The sequence below is a fragment of the Actinophytocola sp. genome (genome assembly GCF_009379765.1).
In the GTDB taxonomy this organism is placed as follows: Bacteria; Actinomycetota; Actinomycetes; order Mycobacteriales; family Pseudonocardiaceae; genus Actinophytocola.
In genome coordinates this window covers 18,576-39,082 of sequence record NZ_WHTD01000072.1, presented here as the reverse complement: position 1 = coordinate 39,082, position 20,507 = coordinate 18,576, and the positions used below count along the sequence as shown (strand labels likewise).

The window sequence follows — 20,507 nt, the reverse complement described above, 5'->3', positions numbered from 1 at the left end:
TGCGCACGACCTCGTCGGTGAGCTCGTCGTCGGAGACGTCGGGCAGGAAGTGCGCGGGGTCGCGCTCGAGCTGCTCGATGAACACGCCGTCGGCGGTGATCTTGGCCTTGGCCTGGCGGTCGGCCGAGCAGGAGACGGCGAGCCCGACGGGGCAGGACGCGCCGTGCCGGGGGAGCCGGATGACGCGGACGTCGTGACAGAAGTACTTCCCGCCGAACTGCGCGCCGATGCCGAACTGCCGGGTCATCTCGAGCACTTGCTGCTCGAGGTCGACGTCGCGGAAGGCGTGGCCCGCGGGGCTGCCTTCGAGCGGGAGGTTGTCGAGGTAGCGGGCGGAGGCGAGCTTGGCGGCCTTGAGGGTGTGCTCGGCCGACCGCCAGGCCAAGGCCAAGATCACCGCCGACGGCGTGTTCATCGAGCAGCTCGAGCGCGACCCCGCGCACTTCCTGCCCGACGTCTCCGACGACGAGCTCACCGACGAGGTCGTGCGCATCGACCTCACCCGGCCGATGGACGAGATCCGCGCGACGCTGTCGACGCTGCCGGTCAAGACGAGGCTCTCGCTCAACGGGCCGCTGGTCGTCGCCCGGGACATCGCGCACGCCAAGATCAAGGAGCGCCTCGACGCGGGCGAGCCGATGCCGGACTACCTGCGCAACCACCCCGTGTACTACGCCGGCCCGGCCAAGACCCCCGAGGGCTACGCGTCCGGCTCGTTCGGCCCGACCACGGCCGGCCGCATGGACTCCTACGTCGAGCAGTTCCAGGCAGCCGGCGGATCACAGGTCATGCTCGCGAAGGGCAACAGGTCCCGCCAGGTGACCGACGCCTGCCAGACCCACGGCGGCTTCTACCTCGGCTCGATCGGCGGCCCGGCCGCGCGCCTCGCGCAGGACTGCATCAAGAAGGTCGACGTGCTCGAGTACCCCGAGCTCGGCATGGAGGCCGTGTGGAAGATCGAGGTCGAGGACTTCCCCGCCTTCATCGTGGTCGACGACAAGGGCAACGACTTCTTCGCCGGCACCTCGCAGCCGACGCTGCAGGTCGCGTTCCGCCGGTAAGGCTGTGACATTTGGCTCGCTCCGCTCGCCGGTGAGCGGGCCTTCACCCGATGTCTTCCCTCCTGCGCTGCTCACTCACTCGTACCTCACTCGCTCCGCTGCTCGTCAGTCCAGACACCGGCGGCCCACAGTGTCATTGGCTCGCTTCGCTCGCTGGTGAGTGGGCCTTCACCCGATGTCTTCCCTCCTGCGCTGCTCACTCACTCGTCCCTCGCTCGCTCCGCTGCTCGTCAGTCCAGACACCGGCGGCCCACTCAGCGCCCGCCGGCCAGGAAGATCTTCCGGTCACCCAGCGGGGCGTCCAGCCGGACCGTGACCGGCCGCGGCGTCATCACGGCCGTGCACACCGTACCGTCCGGCCGGCCACCCTGCGGCTGGTCCAGCGGGCGCAGCATGATCCGCACCTCGCTCGCCGACTGGTCGACGACCACCGCCTCGGCGTCGGTGCAGCCGCTGCTGGCCGCGGCGAACATCTGCAGCGAGTAGTCGTCGTCGAACACCCAGACCTCGCCGCGGTGCTCGTAGTAGACCGGCAGCGCACTGGCGTCGACCTGGCCGGCCGGCACCTGCCGCACACCCTCCGGCACGACCACGCCAGACGGGGACACCGACACCGGCGGCTCCGGGGTGCCTTCCGTCGGCTTCGGGGCCGGCGGGTCCTGCGGCTTGCTGACCGGCGGCAGCGACGGGAGCTCGGTCGATGTCGCCGTCGAACTCGCGGTGTCCGGCGCGGCGCCGGCCGAGTCGCCCGCCGGCGCGGCGTCCTGCCCGCAGCCGGCGAGGCCTACCACGGCGGCCGCGGCCAGGGTGGCGATGAACAGTGCCCTCATGGTGTGAGGACGGTAGCCGCCCCGCCGCTGGTTGCACGCGGAGCGGTGCCCGGTCGCACAGGGGCGGGCGCGACCGGGCACCAGGTGGGGCAGCGATGTCTAGCTCTTGCGCTGCACGTTCTTCAGCACGAGCTTGCGGTCGGCCAGCGGCTGGTCCAGCTCGGTGGTGAGCTTCGGGTAGCGCAGGTCCATCGTGCAGGGCTTCGGGTCCTTCGGCACGGTCTCGATCATGGTGAGCACGACCTCGCTGTCCGACTGGGTCGGCACCTCCACGCTGGCCTTGCCACAGCCACCCTCCTGGGCGACCACGCCGACGGTGCGGCCGTCACCCTCGGTCCAGACCATCACCGGAAAGCCCTTGGGCAGCGCCGTCGCGTCGATCTGGCCGGCGGAGACCTTCTCGCCGCCGGACGGTGGTGTCCGTGCCGGTTGCTTGTCCGGTTCCGTGTCGGCCGGCGCGGACGTCTCGGTCGGGCGGCTGTCGCCCGCGTTGTCCTGGTTCTCTTGCGGGTTGGCGCAAGCGCTCGCGAGCAAGAGCAGAACGCCCGCGCCAACGACGGTTCCTAGGCGTTTCATGTGCAGAGGACGAGCCCCGTGGCACCGGGCGTTGCACCCGCCGTCGCAAACCCTACTTTCGTAGGAAAGTGCCGGTCAGCGACCGCAGCCTGCGTGGGCCGCTGTCCTGCTGGGACGGTGGCGGGCCGAGCTTCACCCTGGAGCGCACGACCTGCGCGCCGCCGGTCGAGGCCAGGATCGGCTCCAGCGCGAGCCAGCGCACCCGCGGCAGGTCCTCGGCGAGCGCGGCGACCCGGATGACCAGGTCGGCGAGCGCGTCGAGGTCGACGGGCTCGCTCCCGCGGTAGCCGGTGAGCAGCGGCGCCGCCTTGGGCGCGCGGACCAGCGCGGCGGCATCGACGTCGGTGAGCGGCAGGGCCCGATAGGCCCGGTCCCCCAGCAGGTCGCTGACCACGCCGGAGAGCCCGAAGGACACGAGCGTGCCGAACGACGGGTCGTCCTGGACGCCGATGGCGCAGCCGGTGCCCTTGCGGGCCATGCGCTGCACGTAGACCTCCGGCGCGCCGGACAGGTCGGTCATGTCCGCGTACGCGGCGCGCACGGAGCCCGGAGTGGACAGATCGAGCCGGACACCGACCAGGTCCACGCGGCGCCAGAACCGTTCGCCGGTCGCCTTCACCGCCACCGGGAAGCCGAGCGCGGTGGCGGCCGCGACCGCGTCGTCGGCGCTCCCGACCGTCCGGTAGGGCACGACGTCGATGCCGTAGCAGTCGAGGAGCCGCGCGACGTCGTCGTCCCCCAGCTCGGTCAGCTTCCCGTCCACATCGGACAGAACGGCGTCGACGACGCTCCTGGCGGTCTCCGCGTCCACGTGTTCCGGGCGGACCAGCTCACCCTGCGGCGCGGTCCGCCAGCGGGCGTATCGGGAGGCCCGGGCGAGGGCGAGCACGGCACGCTCGGGGCTCGGGTACGACGGGATCGAGCCGCGGCCGGGCGCGCCGCCGGGGCCGGGCACCGCGAGCTCCGCGGGAATCCCTTCGGTGGCGAGGAACGTGGAGACGATCGGCTTGCTCTCGTCGATCCCGGCGACGGCGTCGCGGATGGCCCTGGCGTAGGCGGTGCCGGGGATGGTCAACGGCGGCACGAACACGACGACGAGCGAGTCGACGTCGGGGTCTCGGAGCGCCTGGCGGACCGCGCCGGCGAGGACGCGGTCCGGCCGACGCGCCGACGTCCACCGGGGCCCCGGCGAGCTCGAGGTCGCGGGCCAGGACTGCGTCGGCGGCGAGCACGCCGATGGCCGAGGAGTTGCCGACGATCGCGACCCGGCCGCCGCGGGGCAGCGGCTGGTGGGCGAGCAGCAGCGCGGTGTCGAAGAGCTGGGCGATCGACTCGACCCGGATGACACCGGCCTGCTCGAAGAGCGCCGCGACGCTCGCCTCGTCGACCTCGACCGAGGTGGCGGCGAGTGCCGGCAGCACGGCGTTGCGGCCGGACTTCACCGCCACGACCGGCTTGACCCGGCCGATCCGGCGGGCGAGCCGGGCGAACTTGCGCGGGTTGCCGAACGACTCGAGGTAGAGCAGGACGACGTCGGTCGCGGGGTCGGTCTCCCAGTACTGCAGCAGGTCGTTGCCGGAGACATCGGCACGGTTGCCCGCGGAGACGAAGGTGGACAGGCCGAGCCCGCGGGCGGCGGCGTCGGCGAGGATCGCGGTGCCGAGCGCGCCGGACTGGCAGAAGAACCCCGTCCGGCCACGCATGGGGATACGCGGTGCGAGCGTGGCGTTGAGCCGGATCTCCGGGTCGGTGTTGATCACGCCGAGGGCGTTGGGGCCGACCACGCGCATGCCGTGCGCCCGGGCCTCGTCGACGAGGCGACGCTCGGCGCTCTCGCCGTGCGGGCCCGTCTCGCCGAAGCCCGCGGAGATCACGACGAGCGCCTTGACGCCCTTAGCGAGGCAGGCGTCCATCACCTCGTCCATGCTCGAGGCCGGCACGGCGACGACGGCGAGGTCGACGTCGTCGGGGATGTCGAGCACGCTCGGGTAGGCGGGGACGCCGCGGACCGACCGGCGCTCGGCGTTGACCGGGAAGACGGGCCCGGCGAAGTCGGCGCGCAGCAGGTTGCCGAGCACCGCGTAACCGATCTTGTCCGGGTCGACGGAGGCGCCGATGAGCGCGACCGAGCGCGGGTGCAGGAGGTTGTGCACGCTGCGGGCCTCGGCGGCCTGCTCACGCGAGCGGGCGACGGCGACGGACTTCTCCGTGGGGTCGATGGCGAACTCGAGGTGGAAGACGCCTTCCTCCATCTCGCGGGCGAGCTGGTAGCCGGCGGCGCGGAAGACGCCGAGCATGGCGGCGTTCTCGGCGAGCACCTCGGCGACGAACGTGCGGATGTCACTCTCCCGCGCGGCGGCGGCGAGGTGTTCGAGCAGGATCGGGCCGAGGCCGCGGCTCTGGTGCGCGTCCTCGACGACGAAGGCGACCTCCGCGCTCGACCCGCCGTCGATGCGCTCGTAGCGGGCGACCGCGACGATGTCGTCGCCGAGCTTGGCGATGAACGCGACCCGGTCGTGGTGGTTCACGGTGGTGAACCGCTCGAGGTCGCGCGGGGGGATGTGCGGGTAGGCGCCGAAGTAGCGCAGGTAGCGGGTGCGCTCGGACAACCGGCCGTGGAAGGCGAGCAGCTCGTCCGCGTCGGTCGGCACGATCGGTCTCAAGTGGACGGTGCCGCCGTCGGACAGCACCACGTCCGCCTCCCACCACTTCGGGTAGTCGAACGAATCCATCGCCGTCGGCCTCTGGTCTCTCGGGTCGTCAGTCTCTCGGATCGTCGGGATCCAAGCCGTGCAAGGGAAAGACGGCGCGGCGGGTGTCCCGGATGGTGTTGTCGACCCGTTGCTCGATGTCGCCGTCCCACGGGTCGAAGTCGGTGCTCTTGCCGTCGTTCATGGCCGACGGCAGCTCGGCGTTGGGCGCGATCGTGTCCACGTAGTCCGTCCACTCGCGAGGAAGCGTGGTGTCGGGATCGACGTCGCGGTCGAGCATGGTGGCGATCAGGTGCGTCCACGACCGCGGGACGACGCGGAGCAGCTGGTATCCGCCACCGCCCGCGGCGAGCCAGTGGCCGCCGGAGTAGCGCTCGGCGAGGTCGCGGACGGTGCGGTAGATCTGTCGGTGGCCGTCGACGGACAGGGAGAGCGCGGCGAGCGGGTCCTCGTCGTGGGTGTCGACGCCGCACTGGCTGACGATCAGCTGCGGCTGGAACGCGTCCAGCAGCGACGGCACGACCGCGTGGAACGCACGGAACCAGGCCCGGTTGTTGGTGTAGGGAGGCAGCGCGATGTTGACCGACATGCCCTGGGCGGCGTCACCCCCGGTCTCGTCCGCGAAGCCCGTGCCGGGGAAGAGCGTCAGCGGGTTCTGGTGCAGCGAGATCGTGAGCACGCGGGGGTCGTTGTAGAAGGCGTCCTGTACGCCGTCGCCGTGGTGGACGTCGGTGTCGAGGTAGGCGATGCGCTCGAACCCGTTGTCCAACAACCAGGAGATGGCGATCGCCGTGTCGTTGTACACGCAGAAACCGGCGGCGTGGTCGCGCATGGCGTGGTGCAGCCCGCCCGCGATGCTCACCGCCCGCTTGGTGACCCCCGACGCGATTTGTCTCGCCGCGAGCAACGAGCTGCCGACGACCATCGCGGAGGCCTCGTGCATCCGGTCGAAGATCGGGTTGTCCGGAGTGCCGAGCCCGTGGCCGACGTCCCAGCCGGCCATGGGCGCCTCCCGCACGGCGGAGATGTAGCCGGCGTCGTGGATGCGCTCGATCTCCGACTCCGGCGCCTGCTCGGGCACCAACAGTTCGATGCCGTCGAGCACCCCGAGCGCGGTGGCCAACCGGATGGTCAGCTCCAGGCGGATCGGGTGCAGCGGATGCTCGCCACCGAGGTCGTAACCCAGCAGAGCGGAGTCCCAGACGATCGCGGCCGGCTGATCCATGAGATCACCCTATCCGGGCAACGCGGTCCCAGCCCTCCGCGCGATGACGCCCCACCGCACCCGAAGGCGCCCAACCGCGGCGGTGGGTGAGCCGACGGCGCGGGGCGGGCGAGCTCAGCCCGGCTCGTTGCCGGTGGCGACCGGGCGGTCGGGGTCGCCACTCCACTCCGACCACGAGCCGACATACAGCTCGGCCGGCGCGATCGGGCTCGTCACCCCCGCGACCTCCAGCGCGAGCACGACCGAGGCCGCGGTCACGCCCGAGCCGCAGTAGGCACCCACGGGCTCGCCGTCCGCCGCGCCGACGCCGACGCCGGCGAAGCGCTCCGCGAGCCGGGCCGGCCGCCGCCAGCGACCGTCCTCGCCGACGTGCCCCGCGAACGGCGCGTTCACCGCACCCGGGATGTGCCCGGCCCGCGGGTCGATGGGTTCCACGTCGCCGCGGTAGCGCTCCGGCGCCCGCGCGTCGAGCAACACGCCGTCCCGAGCGAGCGCGGCGGCACCGGCCGCGTCGAGCACCGGCATGCCGCCGGGCCGCACGGTGATGTCGCCCGGCTCCGGCCTGGGCGCGGCCGTCGTGACGAGCCGCCCCTCGGCCGTCCACCCCGCGAACCCGCCGTCGAGCACGGCTACCTCACCGTGACCCGCCCACCGCAGCAACCACCACGCCCGCGCGGCGATCGACCCGTTGTCCGCGTCGTACACCACGACCGGCCGGTCGGCCCGCACACCAGCCGCTCGCAAAGCGCGCTCCAGCACCTCCGGGTCGGGCAGCGGGTGCCGCCCGGCCGCACCCGGCGGACCGGCGAGGTCGGTGTCCAGGTCGAGGTGGATCGCGTTCGGCAGGTGCCCGCGCTCGTAGTCCTCGCGCCCGGGCGGCCCGCCAAGTCGCCAGCGCACGTCGAGGACGGCGGGCGGCAGCGGACCGGCCATCGAGGCGGCAAGCTCGGTGCACGACATCAGCGGAGAGGACACCGGACCATTCTTCCCGATGCCCGCTCGCCCCGTGGACGCCGCTCAGCCGCACGGCGTTCACCCTGTGCGACCACACCAATGCTCCACCCGGGCGAGCGACTAATATGGTCGCAGACGAGTCCGCGTTGGCGACGTGGTGCGGCGGCACTCAAGGTGACCATTGAGCGCCCCTGTCGGCGGCTTGTCCTGGCACGAAGGGGAGCACCGTGAACGAGCTCATCGACACCACCGAGATGTACCTCAAGACGATCTACGAGCTCGAGGAGGAGGGTGTCGTCCCGCTGCGTGCCAGGATCGCCGAGCGGCTCGGGCAGAGCGGCCCCACGGTGAGCCAGACGGTCGGCCGGATGGAGCGCGACGGGCTGGTGATCGTCGCCGGCGACCGGCACCTGGAGCTCACCGACCACGGCCGCGCTCTCGCGGTCACCGTCATGCGCAAGCACCGGCTCGCCGAACGCCTCCTGGTCGACGTGATCGGCCTGGAGTGGGAGCACGTGCACAGCGAGGCGTGCCGCTGGGAGCACGTGATGAGCGAGGCCGTCGAGCGCAAGCTGGTCAAACTGCTCGGCCACCCCACCACGTCCCCGTACGGCAACCCGATCCCGGGTCTGGACAAGCTCGGCGAGGGCGAGCCCGCGCCGCCGGTCGAGGCCGACCTCGTGCGGGTCGACGACGTGGCCCGCCGCGGCGGCGGCAAGGTCGAGATCCGCCGCATCGCCGAGCACGTCCAGCTCGATCCCGACCTGATGGCCGAGCTCAAGGCCGTCGGCGTGATCCCCGGCCAGACCGTGCACGTCGGCCCGTCCAAGGGCGACGGCAACGTCATCGAGGTCTCCGGCGAACACAGCTCCGCCCAGGTCGCGCCGACCGTGCTGCACGCGGTGCTCGCGCGAGCCAGGTGACCGTCGGCGACGAGACGGACGCAGGCCATATGACCGGCGCCGCCACAGCCGGCGGCGTTCCGGCCCGCGCCGCGAACGAGTTCGCCAAACTGCACGGACAGTCACCCACCGGCGTCTGGTCGGCCCCGGGCCGGGTGAACCTGATCGGTGAGCACACCGACTACAACGACGGGTTCGTGTTGCCGTTCGCGTTGCCGTTCCGGATCGCGGTGGCCGCGCGGGCCCGCACGGACGGGCGGTTCGCGGTCACCACGGTCGGCGACGACGGCCGTCCGCAGCGGGCCGAGCCGGTGCCGGTGGAAGCGCTGGAACCGGCCGGGGTCACCGGGTGGGCCGCGTACCCGTCCGGCGTGAGCTGGGTGTTGCGTCATGAAGGGCTTACCTCCGGGGCTGATCTGCTGATCGCCGGTGATGTGCCGGCGGGGGCCGGGTTGTCCTCCTCTCATGCGTTGCAGTGCGCGACGGCGCTCGCGCTGTTGGGTTTGGCCGGGATCGAGCTGGACCGGCCTGGTGCGCCCAGCCGCTCAGAGGTGGCCGCCTGGGTGCAGCGGTCGGAGAACGACTTCGTCGGCGTCCCGACCGGGCTGCTGGACCAGACCGCGTCGTTGTGTTGTGTCGAGTCGTGCGTGTTGTTCCTCGACGTCCGCTCCGGCGAGATGGAGCAGGTCCCCTTCGACGCCGCCGCCGCAGGCCTGGACGTCCTGGTGATCGACACCAGGGCCCGGCACTCGCACGGCGACTCCGGCTACCGCGAGCGACGCGCCGGCTGCGAGCGCGCCGCCGACCTGCTCGGCGTGCCGGCCTTGCGTGACATCGGGTCGTCCGGGCTCGACGACGCGCTGTCCCGGCTGCCCGAAGAGCTGCGCCCACTCGTCCGGCACGTGGTGACCGAGAACGACCGGGTCCTGCGCGCCGTCGAGCTGCTGCGCGCAGGCCGCCTCGCCGACATCGGCGACCTGTTGACCTCCTCTCATGTGAGCTTGCGCGACGACTACCGGGTGTCCTGTCTCGAGCTGGACGTGGCCGTGGACGCGGCGCGCGCCGCCGGAGCGCTCGGTGCCAGGATGACCGGCGGAGGGTTCGGCGGCTCCGCGATCGCCCTGGTGCCCGATGAGGAGCGGGACACCATCGGGGACAAGGTGCTCGCGGCGTTCGCCGAGCGGTCGCTGCCGGCGCCGGGCCTGTTCACGGCGGTGCCCTCACCGGGCGCAGGTCGCGACATCTGACCGGCACACGACCTGATGAGACCGAGCGGGCGACGTCCCGCGAACCTGAGGAAGCGAGGACCGCGGTGAAGCTGCTCGTGACGGGCGGGGCCGGATATGTCGGGAGCGTGTGTGCGGCGCGGCTGGTGGAGTCCGGCCACGAGGTCGTGGTGCTGGACGACCTGAGCACCGGACACGCGGACGCCGTGCCGGACGGCTGCCGGTTCGTCCAGGCCGAGCTCGCCGAAGCGGCCGGCTCGCTGCTCGCCGAGGGCTTCGACGGCGTGCTGCACCTCGCGGCCAAGTCGCTGGTGGCCGAGTCTATGCAGGATCCGGAGAAGTACTGGTCGGGCAACGTGCTCACCTCACTTCGACTGCTCGATGCGGTCCGGTCGGCCGGCACGCCCAGGTTGGTCTTCTCGTCCACGGCCGCGGTGTACGGCCAGCCGGAGCAGGTGCCGATCCCCGAGAGCGCGGCCACCCGGCCGACCAACACCTATGGCGCCACCAAGCTGGCCATCGATCATGCGATCACCTCCTATGCCACCGCGTACGGTCTGTCCGCGGTGAGTCTGCGGTATTTCAACGTCGCCGGTGCCCACGGCGCGTTCGGCGAGCGGCACACCGTCGAGACCCATCTGATCCCGCTGGTGCTGCAGGTGGCGCTCGGGCAGCGCGAGGCCATCCACGTGTACGGCGACGACTACCCGACCGACGACGGCACCTGTGTCCGCGACTACATCCACGTCAGCGACCTCGCCGACGCGCACCTGCTGGCACTCGAGCACGCCACCCCGGGCGAGCACCGGATCTACAACCTGGGCAGCGGCGCTGGTTTCTCGGTGCGTCAGGTGATCGATGCCTGCCGTGAGGTGACCGGCCACCCCATTCCCGCCGAGGTGAAGGGCCGCCGTGTCGGCGACCCGGCGTCGCTCATCGCGTCGAGCGAGCTGGCGCAGGTAGAGCTCGGCTGGAAGCCCCAGCACGCCGACCTGGCGGGGATCGTGCGCGACGCCTGGGAGTTCACCCGCGCCCGCGCGGGCAACAGCTGACGCCTGGTCTGCGCTCGACACCTGGCGCGGGGTGCGGCCGTCGCGGTGGTCAAGGCGGACGGTCGTGGCCGGAGTTCGGTTTCGGCCACCGGAGCGGTGGTTGGGTTGGGACATCAGGGAACCAGTACAGCCGGCGCGACGGCTGGCGGTGCGCGGGGTGGCTCATTCCGAGGCCTCCGTCCCGGCGTAGACGATGTCGGCCGCGGCCACGCTGGCGGTCAGCATCGCGTGGAAGTCCTTGGGTGGCATGCACTTGTCGATCGCCTCACGTAGCAGGGCTGCCATCTCGTGGTCCGGATCGGCTTCGAGAACCGTCTCGAGGGCCACGTTCGCCAGGACGCCCTCGCCGCGGAGGTAGGCGTTCATCGCGAGCAGGCAGGCCGGCTCCGCGCGCTCCGGGGCGGGGATGGCTCTGGTGAGAACGGTCCAGAGGCGGTCGGCGGCATCGGCCAGGTCGGTGAGCAGAGCGGCGATGCAGTTGTCGCGGACCAGCGGACTGCAGAGCGCCTCGGCCAGTCGGACGATCTCGTCGTCGTCGAGCTCGGGGAGCTCGGAGCCGGCGGCGGCGGATTCGATCGCCCTGCGCACCGTCCGCCACTGGTCGAGTGGGTCGTGCTCGGGAGCCGTGGCCCGCTCGGCCAGCAACTGGGCGCGGTGGGCGACCTGGTCCTCCGGGTCCGGCGCGAGGTTGGCGGCCATCTCCTCCCGGCTCCCGTAGGTGATGAAGCCCGCGACCGCGTGCATCGCGGTGAGGACCGCGCTTCGCGGGTCGCGGATCTGCCCCGTGCACTCCGGGTTCTCGAAGCACCACCAGGTCACGCCGCGTTCGACCGTCGGCACCCAGACCGGATGGACGAGTAGGACGCCGACATCGCCCATCTCGCGCGCGAGGAGCTCGATGAGCCAGCGGTACGGGAGGTCCGGCGGGTCGGCCCGGTCGCCGCCGACGATCACCGGCAGCACCGAGTCGACGTCGTTGGCCGTGACCGCCAGGCACATCTGGCTGACGAGATCGGGACCGTGCTGTGGCTCGGGTAGGTCGACCCGGACCGTGGTGCCGAGTTGGAGTCGGTCGGCGCAGGATCCGGTGAGCAGTACCAGGGAGTCGACCGGCGGGAAGCCGATCATGCTCGGGATGCTGGCGATGAGCTCGCCGAGGTCCTCGAGGTGAAGCGCTCGTTCGGTCAGGGGCGGTGGTGCCGGTCGGGCTGTCATGCCTCCACATTGCGCGAGTACGCGGTGGAGTGGAGATCGACTTCGGAAGCTGGGGACAAGTGGCGTGGTTGTGGACAACCGGCCGTGAACGAGGTAGGGATGGCGTGGAATGTCGGTGGGCGCGGCTACCCTGTCGCGCCCCGCGGAGGTGCCGGCGCCTGGACGCCGGCACCCCGACTCATGTCATCCGCAGTGCTCGAACGGGCTGGTGTAGGAGCTGGAGCCGACCGAGCCGCCCCACCTCACGCACTTGCCGGCGGCCGACTTCTTGACCGGTCCGGCGTAGTAGGCGAAGGAGCCGGAATCCGTTGTCCGGGTCCCGCCTTGCACCTCGAGGAACGCCGAGGTGGCCGACGCGGTGCCGATCGACGTCGACTTGATCGTCGCCACACAGTTGGTGCTGCCGTTGTACAAGAGGTAGGTCGTGCCGGCCGAGCCGAGCGCCGCCCAGTCGATCACCTGGAAACCGCTGCCGCACGCGGCCTGCGGGGTGTACGGATTGTTGGCCGCGCAGGTGTTGTGACTCGTGTAGCTGCGCGTACCCCAGTAGAGGATCTGCGACCCGTTGAACGAGATCCGCACCGCGCTGGTACCCGAGCGCTCCTCGAAGTGCAGGTGCGGACCGGTCGACCCACCGGTGGTACCCACGTTGCCGATGAGCTGGCCGGGGCTGACCTGGTCACCGACAGCCACCCGCTGTACCGACAGGTGAGCGTAACGGGTGGTGAGGCCGCCGCCGTGGTCGATCTCGATCCACCGGCCGTAACTGGTGGATCCCTCGTTGGCGACGCGGGACACCCGGCCGGCCGCCGCCGCGCCGACCGGGTCGCCGTCGTCGTTGGCGCGGTTGAGGTCCACCGCGTTGGCCGGACTGTGATCGCTCCTGGTCTGTCCGCTCCAGACCTGCCCGCAGGGGAAGGGCATCTGGTATGCGGGCGCGGCACTCGCCTCCGGTGGTGCGCCGAACACCACGACGGCGGACGAGGCGAGCACGGCGCCGGCTAACGCGACGGCAACACGGAATCTGCGCATCAGCTACCTCCACGAAGAACGCGACGGGACGTGTCGATCCGACCACGCCATGCGTCCAAGTGGAAGACCTACCGGTTAATTAGGCAGTAAATGGATACCTAACCAAATTCAGATACCGTGATATCCCCACGACCCCGATCACCCGATCGAGCTCTTGCCTTTTCGTTGGCACGGTCAGGCAACATGGTCATGTGTGCGATTTCCTCTCCTCGCTGCCCAAGGTCGAGCTGCACGTCCACCTGGTGGGCTCGGCGTCGGTCGACACCGTCCTGGAGCTGGCCAGGCGGCATCCCGACCAACCCGTGCCCACCGACCGCGACGAGCTGGTCGCGTTCTACGAGTTCACCGACTTCGCCCACTTCGTCGAGGTCTACATCGAGGTCAACCAACTGGTGACGACGGGTGCGGACATCACCGCTCTGGTCGACGGGCTCGCAGCGGACCTGGCCCGCAACGTCGTGCGCTACGCCGAGGTCACGGTCACCCCGGTGGCCCACTTACTCGTGGGCGTCGAGGCCGACGAGCTCGCCGAGGCGCTCACCGTCGGCCGCGCTCTGGCCCGCGAGCGGCACGGTGTCGAGCTGGCCTGGGTGTTCGACATCGCCGGATCGCTCGGCTATGAGCACGGCATCGCCACCGCGGAATGGGTGCTGCGACACCGTCCGGAGGGGACTGTCGGGTTCGGGCTGGGTGGCAACGAGGTGGGCGTGCCGCGCGATCTGTACCGCGACCCGTTCGACATGGCTCGTGACGGCGGTCTGCACCTCGTACCGCATGCCGGCGAGACCACAGGGCCGGAGACGATCTGGTCGGCGCTGCGGGATCTGCACGCGGAGCGGATCGGGCATGGCACCAGCGCGGTGGCCGACCCCGAGTTACTCGCCCATCTCGCCGGCGAGGGCATCCCGGTTGAGGTGTGCCCGAGCTCGAACATCCGGACCAGGACCGTGCGAACGCTCGCCGAGCACCCATTACCCAGGCTGCTCGACGCCGGTGTCGCGGTCACGCTGGCCACCGACGACCCGGGCATGTTCCACACCGACCTCAACACGGAGTACCTGCGCTGCCACGAACACTTCGGCCTCGGCCGGTCCGAGCTGGCGGACCTGGCCCGAGCCGGTGTGCGGGCCGCGTTCTGCCCCCCGGAGCAGAAGTCGCGGCTGCTCGCCGAGATCGACGCGGTGGAGCGCGGTCAGACGAGCCCGGCTAGCTTGTAGGCGACGAGCGAACCGGCCACCGCGACGTTGAGGCTGTGACCGGTGCCGAGCATCGGGATCTCCACCGCACGATCGAGTAGCACGGTGGCCTCGGTCGGGATGCCGTCGCTCTCGTGACCGAGCACTACGACCGTACGCCGCCGGGCCGGCGGTAGGTCTGCGAGCCGGATGGCCTCGTCGGTGAGCTCGACACCGACGATGTCACTGCCGGCCCGGCGCTGAGCGGCCAACCAGGTGAGCGGCTTGTTCGCCCAGTGCACGCACGACGGCCGGCGCAGCGTGTTGCCCCGGTCGAGCGCGTCGCGGACCCACGGGCAATGCGGCACGGCGAGGCAGGCGCCGACCGCGTCGCAGGTGCGCAACAAGGTGCCGAGGTTAACGCCGTACTTCGGCCACAACGGGGCAATGAGGAGGTGATCCCAACAGGAGTGCGCTCGCTGGCGACGATGGCCGCGCAGCTCGGACTTGGTGCGCACCCACATCGGTGCGGCGCTCATCGGGCGCCCGGCAAGGTCCTTTCGAACATGGTGAGAGGCGTTTCGCGGCACGCCCGAGCCATCGACGACGTGACTGAGTCGAACCCATGGTACCGCCGACGCGGACAACGTCGCGTCCGATTCCCGCCAGCTCAATGTCCCGACGCGGGCCAGCATCGGGGACATGCTGATCCGCCACCGAGATGCCGAGCCGTCCGTGGACCCGACCGCGTACGTGGCACCGACTGCCACATTGGTCGGCGACGTGCGGGTGGGACCACGTGCGCGTGTCATGTACGGCGCCGTGCTCGACGCGGAGGGTTCCCGGATCGAGGTGGGTGAGTCGGCGATCGTGTCCGAACACGCGGTGCTGCGGGCTACCGCGGTGACCGATGTGGACACCGCTGTGTCGGTGGGCGACCATGGGTTCATCGGTCCACATGCGACGGTGCTGGGCGCGACGGTGGGACGGTGCGCATACCTGGCAGCCCAGGTGACCGTGCTGCACCTGGCACGGGTCGGGGACGGCGCGAGTGTGGCGGTGGGTGCGCTGGTGCACGCGCGGACCTTGTTACCGGACGAGTTCTTCGTGCCACCGCACACGACCGCGATCGGTGACCCGGTACGGGTGCTCTCCCCTGACCAGACCGACGAGCTCGCCGACGCCATCAGGGGCACGGCATTCGCTGACGCCGCGTTCGGCGTCCGTATCGAGTGGACGGACCGGATCACCCGCTACCGGCAGGTGGCCGAGGTCCGTTCGGCGGAGTACGCCGCGCACGCCGACGACACCGTGGTGGACTGGGCCGACCCGCAAAGCCGTCCTGGCCGGGCAGACCCCACGACACCACGTCGAGCTGAGCCGCCTGCGACGCCGTCCTGAACTGAACCGACCGCGCGACACGTCGCGACTGAGCCACTCGCGACACCGTGCCGGCTGAGCATTCGCGACACCGTCGCGGGCTGGCGCAGACCGTGCCGGACCAGCCCGCGACACCATCGCGGAGTGAGTCAGCCGCGGACCGAGATCGCGCTGACGATCTCCTCAGCGCGGTCGCGTTTTGGCCTGGAGGTCCCAGATCACGTCGGCGATGTCGTCCGGGTCGAGGACATCGAGCCGCGGGTCGTCGACGTCGAAGCCACCTAACCGCGCGGCGACGCCATCACTGCCTCGACCGCCTTGCGCCGGATGAGGCCGCCGATCGGCACGACGCCGACGTACGCCCCGTCGCCGGCGACCGTGATCGACGAGTACAAGCGCTTCCTGTTCGGCGCGAACCAGCTGTTCGTGCTCGCGCACGCAACCAGCTGAGGCCGGGAAAGGACCACTCGCGACCGTCGAGGAGCGAAAGCCCCAGCCGGGCTACTCCGACCTCATGGGCAGGATGCTCGACGAGGAGAAGCGGCGCACCAAGGCACGCAAGATGCTCAGCATCCTGCGGCGCTTCCTCGGTCGGGACGACCTCGCGGGCATGACGGTCGCCGACATCGGCTGCTCGGCGGACTTCATCGCCGACGAGCCCGGCCGAGGCGGGCGCGGAGAAGACCCACGTGTTCGACATCGACGAGCCGGGTCTGGCCAAGGCGCGGGAGCGGTTCGGTGAGCCGGCGGACTTCGTGCACGCGGGCGGCGAGAACATGCCGCTGCCCGACGAGTCGCTCGACCTCGTGGTGTTCAACCACATCTACGAGCACGTGGTCGACCCCGACGCGGTGATCGCGGAGATCCACCGGGTGCTCAAGCCCCGCAGAGGGTGCCCTACAACCCGCGGCCGGAACACCTGCCGATCCACTGACTGAACGAAGATCAGTGCTGCGCGACGGGATCCGGCGCGCAGCGGCGGCCTGTGTCTGCCGGCGGTGCCGCCGGCTCGCGAGCACACCCCTCCCGGCCAAGGCGAGGTCGGCGATCGTGAGCAGGACCCGGGACACGCGAGCAGGGCGACCGGCTGGATGGGGACCTGACCGAGCACCACCAGGGCCGCCTCCCGAGTACCGGCACCCGCCGGCGTGATCAGCACGAGGACCGACGGTCCATGAGAGCGCGTACGCCGCGACCGACAGCGGCACCGCGCTGAGGTCGGTGACCCCAGGTCGCGATCCCGCGAAGCGTCAGCGGCTCGTCCGGCGGCTGCTTGCGGATGAGCTTGAACGCCAGCCGGATCAGCGGGTTCAGCAGCCTCGCACCAGAGAACCCGCTCCACTGCGACGCGACGGCGACCCCGCCGAGCGCCACCGCGACCAGCACCATGCCGGTTCGCAGCCATCGCCGCAGGCCCGACCGTCTCTTGGCGGGGGGTTCCGGCGTGGGGGTCGTCATGGCACTCACCCAAATCCGGGATGGCCGAGCGCTCACGGGCCAGCTCGCCGACCGTCGGGCAGACTCGTGTCATGACAGAAGTTCCCCAGGACGACCCGTACCTCTGGCTCGAGGACGTCACCGGCGACACCGCCCTGGACTGGGTACGGGAGCGCAACGCGGAGACCGTCACCGAGCTGACCGGCGTGCCGCGGTTCGCCGAGCTGCGCGACGAGATCCGTGAGGTGCTCGACGCCGATGACCGGATTCCCTACCCGCGCACGCGGGGCGAGTACCTCTACAACTTCTGGCAGGACGCCGCCCACCCGCGCGGGCTGTGGCGGCGCACCACGCTCGAGTCCTACCGCGGGCCCGACCCCGAGTGGGAGGTCGTGCTCGACGTCGACGCGCTGGGCGAGGCCGAGGGCGAGAACTGGGTGTGGCAGGGCGCCGCGGTGCTGCGCCCCGGCTACCGGCACGCGTTGGTGGAGCTGTCCCGCGGCGGCGCGGACGCCGCGGTGGTGCGTGAGTTCGACCTCGTCACGTTGTCCTTCGTGGACAGTGCGGCCGGCGGGTTCACGTTGCCGGAGGCCAAGAGCCGGGTCGGCTGGATCGACGAGGACCGGATCTACGTCGGCACCGACTTCGGCGAGGGCTCACTGACCAGCTCCGGCTACCCGCGAATCGCCAAGGAGTGGCGGCGCGGAACCCCGCTCGACGAGGCGACCGTCGTGTTCGAGGGCAAGCCGGACGACGTGTCGGCGGGTGCGTACCACGACCCCACCGAGGGCTTCGAGCGCGACTTCGTCTACCGCAACCCCGACTTCTACCGGACCGAGGAGTTCCTCCGGACGCCGGGCGGACTGGTTCGGATCGAGGTGCCGGAGGACGCGGAGACCTCGGTGCACCGCGAGTGGCTGCTGGTCAGCACCCGTTCCGAGTGGACGGCCGGAGACACCACCTACCCCGCGGGCGCACTGCTCGCCGCGCGGTTCGACGACTTCCTGGCCGGCGACCGCGACCTCGACATGCTCTTCGAGCCGGACGAGCACACCTCGCTCTCCTACGAGGCGTGGACCCGCAACCACCTGGTCATCGCGACGCTCGAGGACGTGAAGAGCCGGTTCGAGGTGCTCACCCTCGGCCCGGACGGATGGTCACGGGCGCCACTCGCCGGCGTGCCCGAGGTGGGCTCGGCGGACATCCTCGACACCGACCCGGACGTCAGCGACGAGTACTTCCTCAACGCGAGCGGCTACACCCAGCCGGCCACGCTCCACCGCGGCGTGGTCGGCGGCGAGGTCGAGGTGCTCAAGCGGGCGCCCGCGTTCTTCGACGCCCGCGGGCTGACCGTCGAGCAGCACTTCGCCACATCCGACGACGGCACGAGGATCCCGTACTTCGTGGTGGGCCGGGAGAACGCGGGTCCGACGCTGCTCACCGGCTACGGCGGCTTCGAGGTCTCGCTCACCCCGGGCTACAGCGGCACGACCGGCCGCGGCTGGCTCGCCCGCGGCGGCACGTACGTGGTGGCGAACATCCGCGGGGGCGGCGAGTACGGGCCGACGTGGCACCAGTCGGTGCAGCGCGGCCAGCGGCTGCGGGTGTACGAGGACTTCGCCGCGGTGGCCAAGGATCTCCTCGCCCGCGGGATCACGACGCCGGCGCGGCTCGGCATCCAGGGCGGGTCGAACGGCGGCCTGCTGATGGGCGTGATGCTCACCAGGTACCCGGAGCTGTTCGGCGCGATCGTGTGCCAGGTGCCGCTGCTGGACATGCGGCGCTACCACCAGCTGCTGGCCGGGGCGTCCTGGATGGCCGAGTACGGCGACCCTGACGACCCGGCCGACTGGGCGTTCCTCGGCGAGTACTCGCCGTACCAGAACGTCCACTCGGGACGGGTGTACCCGCCCACGTTCTTCCTCACGTCCACACGGGACGATCGGGTGCACCCGGGCCACGCACGCAAGATGGTGGCCCGGATGCGTGCGCTCGGCCACGACGTGCGCTACCACGAGAACATCGAGGGCGGGCACGGCGGAGCCGCGGACAACGAGCAGCTCTCCTTCAAGTGGGCGCTGGTGTTCGAGTTCCTCTGGGAGCGGCTAGGCGACCAACCTCCCACGGGCTAGCTCCAGCTGGGTGCCGGTGAAGCGGCGGCGCAGCGCCCGGTCGTGCGAGACGACGACCAGCGCGCCGGCGAACGCGTCGATGGCCTCCTCCAGCTCCTCGACCAGGGTGAGCGACAGATGGTTCGACGGCTCGTCGAGCAGCAGCACGTCCGCCTGCCCGGTCAGCAGGCGGGCCAGGCTGAGCCGGCGGCGCTGTCCCGCGGACAGCGCACCCTCGGGCACCCGCAGGTCCGCCGGCCGGAACAGACCCAGGGACAGCAGCCGTTCGGCGTGCTCCTCCGGCCGGCCGGCGCGTCCCGACGCGAACGCCGCGAGCAGCGTCCACTTCGGATGGTGCGCCGGGATCTCCTGCGCCAGGTAGCCGATCCGGCCGCTGCGCCGAACACTGCCCGTGTCGGGTTCGAGCGTGCCGGCGAGTACGCGCAGCAGCGTGGTCTTGCCGGCGCCGTTCGGCCCGTGCACGAGCAGCCGCTGCCGGCCGCCGACTGTCAACGACCCGACGTGCAGCCGGTCGCCGACCCGCACGTCGTGCATGGCGACCGCCGTCTGCCGCACATCGCCCGCGGCGAGCCGGCCGGTGAACCGCAGCGGATCCGGCGGCCGCGGCACCGGCTCGTCCCGCAGCCTGCGCAGCCGTTCCTGGGCGTTGCGCACCCGGCTGGACACCGAGCTCTGCACGCGACCCTTGTCCCGGTCGTAGGCGGGTTTGTTGCGGTCCTTCATCTCCCGGCCGTGGGCCACCTGGTGCGCGGTGGTCGCCGCGAACACGGTGAGCTGGTCGATCTCGTCGCACCACCGCTCGTGGGCCTGTTCCCAGCGCCGCCGCGCGGCGGTCTTCTCGGCGAGATAGCCGGCGTAGCCGTCGCCGTAGCGGGCCACGGTCCGCCGGTCAGCGTCGACCTCGACGATCGCGGTGGCCACCCGTTCGAGGAACACCCGGTCGTGGGACACCGCGACGACCGTGCCGCGGTGCGCCCGCAGGCGGTCCTCGAGCCAGGTGAGTGCGCCGGCGTCGAGGTGGTTGGTCGGCTCGTCGAGCAGCATCAGCTCGGGCGCGGCGGCCAGCAGGCATGCGAGCCCGAGGCGGGCCTGCTCGCCGCCGGAGAGCGTGCCGAGCCCGCGGTCGCGGTCGACATGCGCGAGGCCGAGGGCGTGCATGGCCTTGTCCACGCGGGCATCGGCCTGGTAGCCGTCGCGCAGCTCGAACGCGGTGAGGAGGTCGCCGTACTCCGCCAGCGCCGCCCGGTCGTCCAATGTGGACTCGAGGGCGCGCATTCGCCGTTCCATGGCACGGAGATCGGCGAGCGCGGCGTCGACCGCGTCGGCCACGGTGCGCTCCGGCGGCAGCTCGGGCGTCTGCCCGAGGTAACCGGTGCTGGACGCGGTGACCGTGACCTCGCCGTCGTCGGGCCGGTCGCGGCCGGCGACGAGGCGGAGCAGCGTGGACTTGCCGGCGCCGTTCTCACCGACGACGCCGACGCGCTCGCCGGGGCGGACGGCGAGTGACACGTCATCGAGGAGCAGGCGGTCGCCGAAGGACTTGCGGACGTCGCGCAGGGTCAGCTGAGTGGACAAGACAACCTCCGAGGCATGTCGGTA

Annotated in this window: 19 protein-coding genes and 3 pseudogenes; 11 read left to right on the top strand and 11 right to left on the bottom strand. The window is 71.3% G+C overall.

Translation table 11 applies throughout. The annotated features are described in order from the left end of the window. Positions 1-373: pseudogene (locus GEV28_RS21975) on the bottom strand (fumarate hydratase); the annotation flags it as partial. Between GEV28_RS21975 and GEV28_RS21970 the strand changes: the two are divergent. Beyond that, positions 363-1,061 (top strand): annotated as a pseudogene (locus GEV28_RS21970) (FumA C-terminus/TtdB family hydratase beta subunit); the annotation flags it as partial. The pseudogenes GEV28_RS21975 and GEV28_RS21970 sit on opposite strands and share 11 nt — an antisense overlap. A 254-nt stretch (positions 1,062-1,315) precedes the next feature. Here GEV28_RS21970 and GEV28_RS21965 read toward each other — a convergent pair. From GEV28_RS21965 to GEV28_RS21945, 5 genes and pseudogenes are all read right to left on the bottom strand, one after another. Then, positions 1,316-1,891: a hypothetical protein gene (locus tag GEV28_RS21965; protein ID WP_291413996.1), complete on the bottom strand. Its 576-nt coding sequence runs from the start codon at positions 1,889-1,891 to the stop codon at positions 1,316-1,318. 99 nt (positions 1,892-1,990) lie between these two features. After that, positions 1,991-2,467, bottom strand: coding sequence for a hypothetical protein (locus GEV28_RS21960; protein ID WP_291413995.1), 477 nt, complete (start codon positions 2,465-2,467; stop codon positions 1,991-1,993). Between the two features lie 52 nt (positions 2,468-2,519). Then, a pseudogene (locus GEV28_RS21955) lies at positions 2,520-5,199 on the bottom strand (GNAT family N-acetyltransferase). Positions 5,200-5,227: 28 nt separating this feature from the next. Then, positions 5,228-6,403 carry an acetoin utilization protein AcuC gene (locus GEV28_RS21950; protein WP_291413994.1) on the bottom strand — a complete coding sequence of 392 codons (1,176 nt, stop codon included), beginning with the start codon at positions 6,401-6,403 and terminating at the stop codon, positions 5,228-5,230. Positions 6,404-6,517: 114 nt separating this feature from the next. Then, entirely contained in the window at positions 6,518-7,363 is an 846-nt protein-coding gene (locus GEV28_RS21945; protein ID WP_291413998.1) for a sulfurtransferase, read from the bottom strand. Positions 7,364-7,584: 221 nt separating this feature from the next. Here GEV28_RS21945 and GEV28_RS21940 point away from each other — a divergent pair, with 221 nt between their 5' ends. From GEV28_RS21940 to galE, 3 genes are all read left to right on the top strand, one after another. Next, positions 7,585-8,280, top strand: coding sequence for a metal-dependent transcriptional regulator (locus tag GEV28_RS21940; protein ID WP_291413993.1), 696 nt, complete (start codon positions 7,585-7,587; stop codon positions 8,278-8,280). Between the two features lie 29 nt (positions 8,281-8,309). Beyond that, positions 8,310-9,506 carry a galactokinase gene (galK, locus tag GEV28_RS21935; protein WP_291413992.1) on the top strand — a complete coding sequence of 399 codons (1,197 nt, stop codon included), beginning with the start codon at positions 8,310-8,312 and terminating at the stop codon, positions 9,504-9,506. 65 nt (positions 9,507-9,571) lie between these two features. Then, positions 9,572-10,537, top strand: a complete 966-nt coding sequence (gene galE, locus GEV28_RS21930) for a UDP-glucose 4-epimerase GalE (RefSeq protein WP_291413991.1) — start codon at positions 9,572-9,574, stop codon at positions 10,535-10,537. 162 nt (positions 10,538-10,699) lie between these two features. On the opposite strand, the gene GEV28_RS21925 is transcribed toward galE, so the two are convergent. Together GEV28_RS21925 and GEV28_RS21920 are read right to left on the bottom strand one after the other, a co-directional pair. Next, positions 10,700-11,752: a DUF4192 domain-containing protein gene (locus GEV28_RS21925; protein ID WP_291413990.1), complete on the bottom strand. Its 1,053-nt coding sequence runs from the start codon at positions 11,750-11,752 to the stop codon at positions 10,700-10,702. A gap of 183 nt (positions 11,753-11,935) precedes the next feature. After that, the gene (locus GEV28_RS21920; protein ID WP_291413989.1) at positions 11,936-12,784 is read right to left on the bottom strand and encodes a M23 family metallopeptidase; all 849 of its coding nucleotides are present in this window, start codon (positions 12,782-12,784) and stop codon (positions 11,936-11,938) included. A gap of 191 nt (positions 12,785-12,975) precedes the next feature. Between GEV28_RS21920 and add the strand changes: the two genes are divergently transcribed. Continuing rightward, positions 12,976-14,001, top strand: coding sequence for an adenosine deaminase (add, locus tag GEV28_RS21915; RefSeq protein WP_291413988.1), 1,026 nt, complete (start codon positions 12,976-12,978; stop codon positions 13,999-14,001). On the opposite strand, the gene GEV28_RS21910 is transcribed toward add, so the two are convergent. Beyond that, positions 13,977-14,654, bottom strand: a complete 678-nt coding sequence (locus GEV28_RS21910) for a TrmH family RNA methyltransferase (RefSeq protein ID WP_291413987.1) — start codon at positions 14,652-14,654, stop codon at positions 13,977-13,979. The genes add and GEV28_RS21910 overlap by 25 nt on opposite strands. A 7-nt stretch (positions 14,655-14,661) precedes the next feature. Here GEV28_RS21910 and GEV28_RS21905 point away from each other — a divergent pair, with 7 nt between their 5' ends. From GEV28_RS21905 to GEV28_RS21885, 5 genes are all read left to right on the top strand, one after another. After that, positions 14,662-15,360 (top strand): acyltransferase, encoded by a 699-nt coding sequence (locus GEV28_RS21905; RefSeq protein WP_291413986.1) that lies wholly within the window; start codon positions 14,662-14,664, stop codon positions 15,358-15,360. A gap of 123 nt (positions 15,361-15,483) precedes the next feature. Beyond that, on the top strand, positions 15,484-15,624 hold the full coding sequence (locus tag GEV28_RS21900) for a hypothetical protein (protein ID WP_291413985.1): 141 nt from the start codon (positions 15,484-15,486) through the stop codon (positions 15,622-15,624). A 42-nt stretch (positions 15,625-15,666) separates the two neighbouring features. Then, positions 15,667-15,789, top strand: a complete 123-nt coding sequence (locus GEV28_RS21895; protein ID WP_291413984.1) for a hypothetical protein — start codon at positions 15,667-15,669, stop codon at positions 15,787-15,789. A 64-nt stretch (positions 15,790-15,853) separates the two neighbouring features. Continuing rightward, positions 15,854-16,081: a hypothetical protein gene (locus GEV28_RS21890; protein WP_291413983.1), complete on the top strand. Its 228-nt coding sequence runs from the start codon at positions 15,854-15,856 to the stop codon at positions 16,079-16,081. Continuing rightward, a complete protein-coding gene (locus GEV28_RS21885; RefSeq protein WP_291413982.1) occupies positions 16,029-16,277 on the top strand; it encodes a class I SAM-dependent methyltransferase in 249 nt (82 codons plus the stop codon). Before GEV28_RS21890 ends, GEV28_RS21885 begins: the two co-directional genes overlap by 53 nt. A 214-nt stretch (positions 16,278-16,491) precedes the next feature. On the opposite strand, the gene GEV28_RS21880 is transcribed toward GEV28_RS21885, so the two are convergent. Continuing rightward, positions 16,492-16,797: a hypothetical protein gene (locus GEV28_RS21880; protein ID WP_291413981.1), complete on the bottom strand. Its 306-nt coding sequence runs from the start codon at positions 16,795-16,797 to the stop codon at positions 16,492-16,494. 71 nt (positions 16,798-16,868) lie between these two features. Between GEV28_RS21880 and GEV28_RS21875 the strand changes: the two genes are divergently transcribed. Next, entirely contained in the window at positions 16,869-18,908 is a 2,040-nt protein-coding gene (locus GEV28_RS21875; RefSeq protein ID WP_291413980.1) for a prolyl oligopeptidase family serine peptidase, read from the top strand. Here GEV28_RS21875 and abc-f read toward each other — a convergent pair. Beyond that, positions 18,882-20,483: a ribosomal protection-like ABC-F family protein gene (abc-f, locus tag GEV28_RS21870; protein ID WP_291413979.1), complete on the bottom strand. Its 1,602-nt coding sequence runs from the start codon at positions 20,481-20,483 to the stop codon at positions 18,882-18,884. The genes GEV28_RS21875 and abc-f overlap by 27 nt on opposite strands. Positions 20,484-20,507: the final 24 nt, after the last annotated feature.

Coding starts and splice junctions, on each gene's coding strand:
- galK (WP_291413992.1), top strand. CDS start 8,310: ATGACCGGCGCCGCCACAGCCGGCGGCGTTCCGGCCCGCGCCGCGAAC.
- GEV28_RS21890 (WP_291413983.1), top strand. CDS start 15,854: ATGGGCAGGATGCTCGACGAGGAGAAGCGGCGCACCAAGGCACGCAAG.
- GEV28_RS21880 (WP_291413981.1), bottom strand. CDS start 16,797: ATGACGACCCCCACGCCGGAACCCCCCGCCAAGAGACGGTCGGGCCTG.
- GEV28_RS21905 (WP_291413986.1), top strand. CDS start 14,662: ATGCTGATCCGCCACCGAGATGCCGAGCCGTCCGTGGACCCGACCGCG.
- GEV28_RS21950 (WP_291413994.1), bottom strand. CDS start 6,403: ATGGATCAGCCGGCCGCGATCGTCTGGGACTCCGCTCTGCTGGGTTAC.
- GEV28_RS21910 (WP_291413987.1), bottom strand. CDS start 14,654: ATGCTGGCCCGCGTCGGGACATTGAGCTGGCGGGAATCGGACGCGACG.
- GEV28_RS21945 (WP_291413998.1), bottom strand. CDS start 7,363: ATGTCGTGCACCGAGCTTGCCGCCTCGATGGCCGGTCCGCTGCCGCCC.
- GEV28_RS21925 (WP_291413990.1), bottom strand. CDS start 11,752: ATGACAGCCCGACCGGCACCACCGCCCCTGACCGAACGAGCGCTTCAC.
- GEV28_RS21920 (WP_291413989.1), bottom strand. CDS start 12,784: ATGCGCAGATTCCGTGTTGCCGTCGCGTTAGCCGGCGCCGTGCTCGCC.
- GEV28_RS21960 (WP_291413995.1), bottom strand. CDS start 2,467: ATGAAACGCCTAGGAACCGTCGTTGGCGCGGGCGTTCTGCTCTTGCTC.
- GEV28_RS21965 (WP_291413996.1), bottom strand. CDS start 1,891: ATGAGGGCACTGTTCATCGCCACCCTGGCCGCGGCCGCCGTGGTAGGC.
- GEV28_RS21875 (WP_291413980.1), top strand. CDS start 16,869: ATGACAGAAGTTCCCCAGGACGACCCGTACCTCTGGCTCGAGGACGTC.
- GEV28_RS21895 (WP_291413984.1), top strand. CDS start 15,667: ATGAGGCCGCCGATCGGCACGACGCCGACGTACGCCCCGTCGCCGGCG.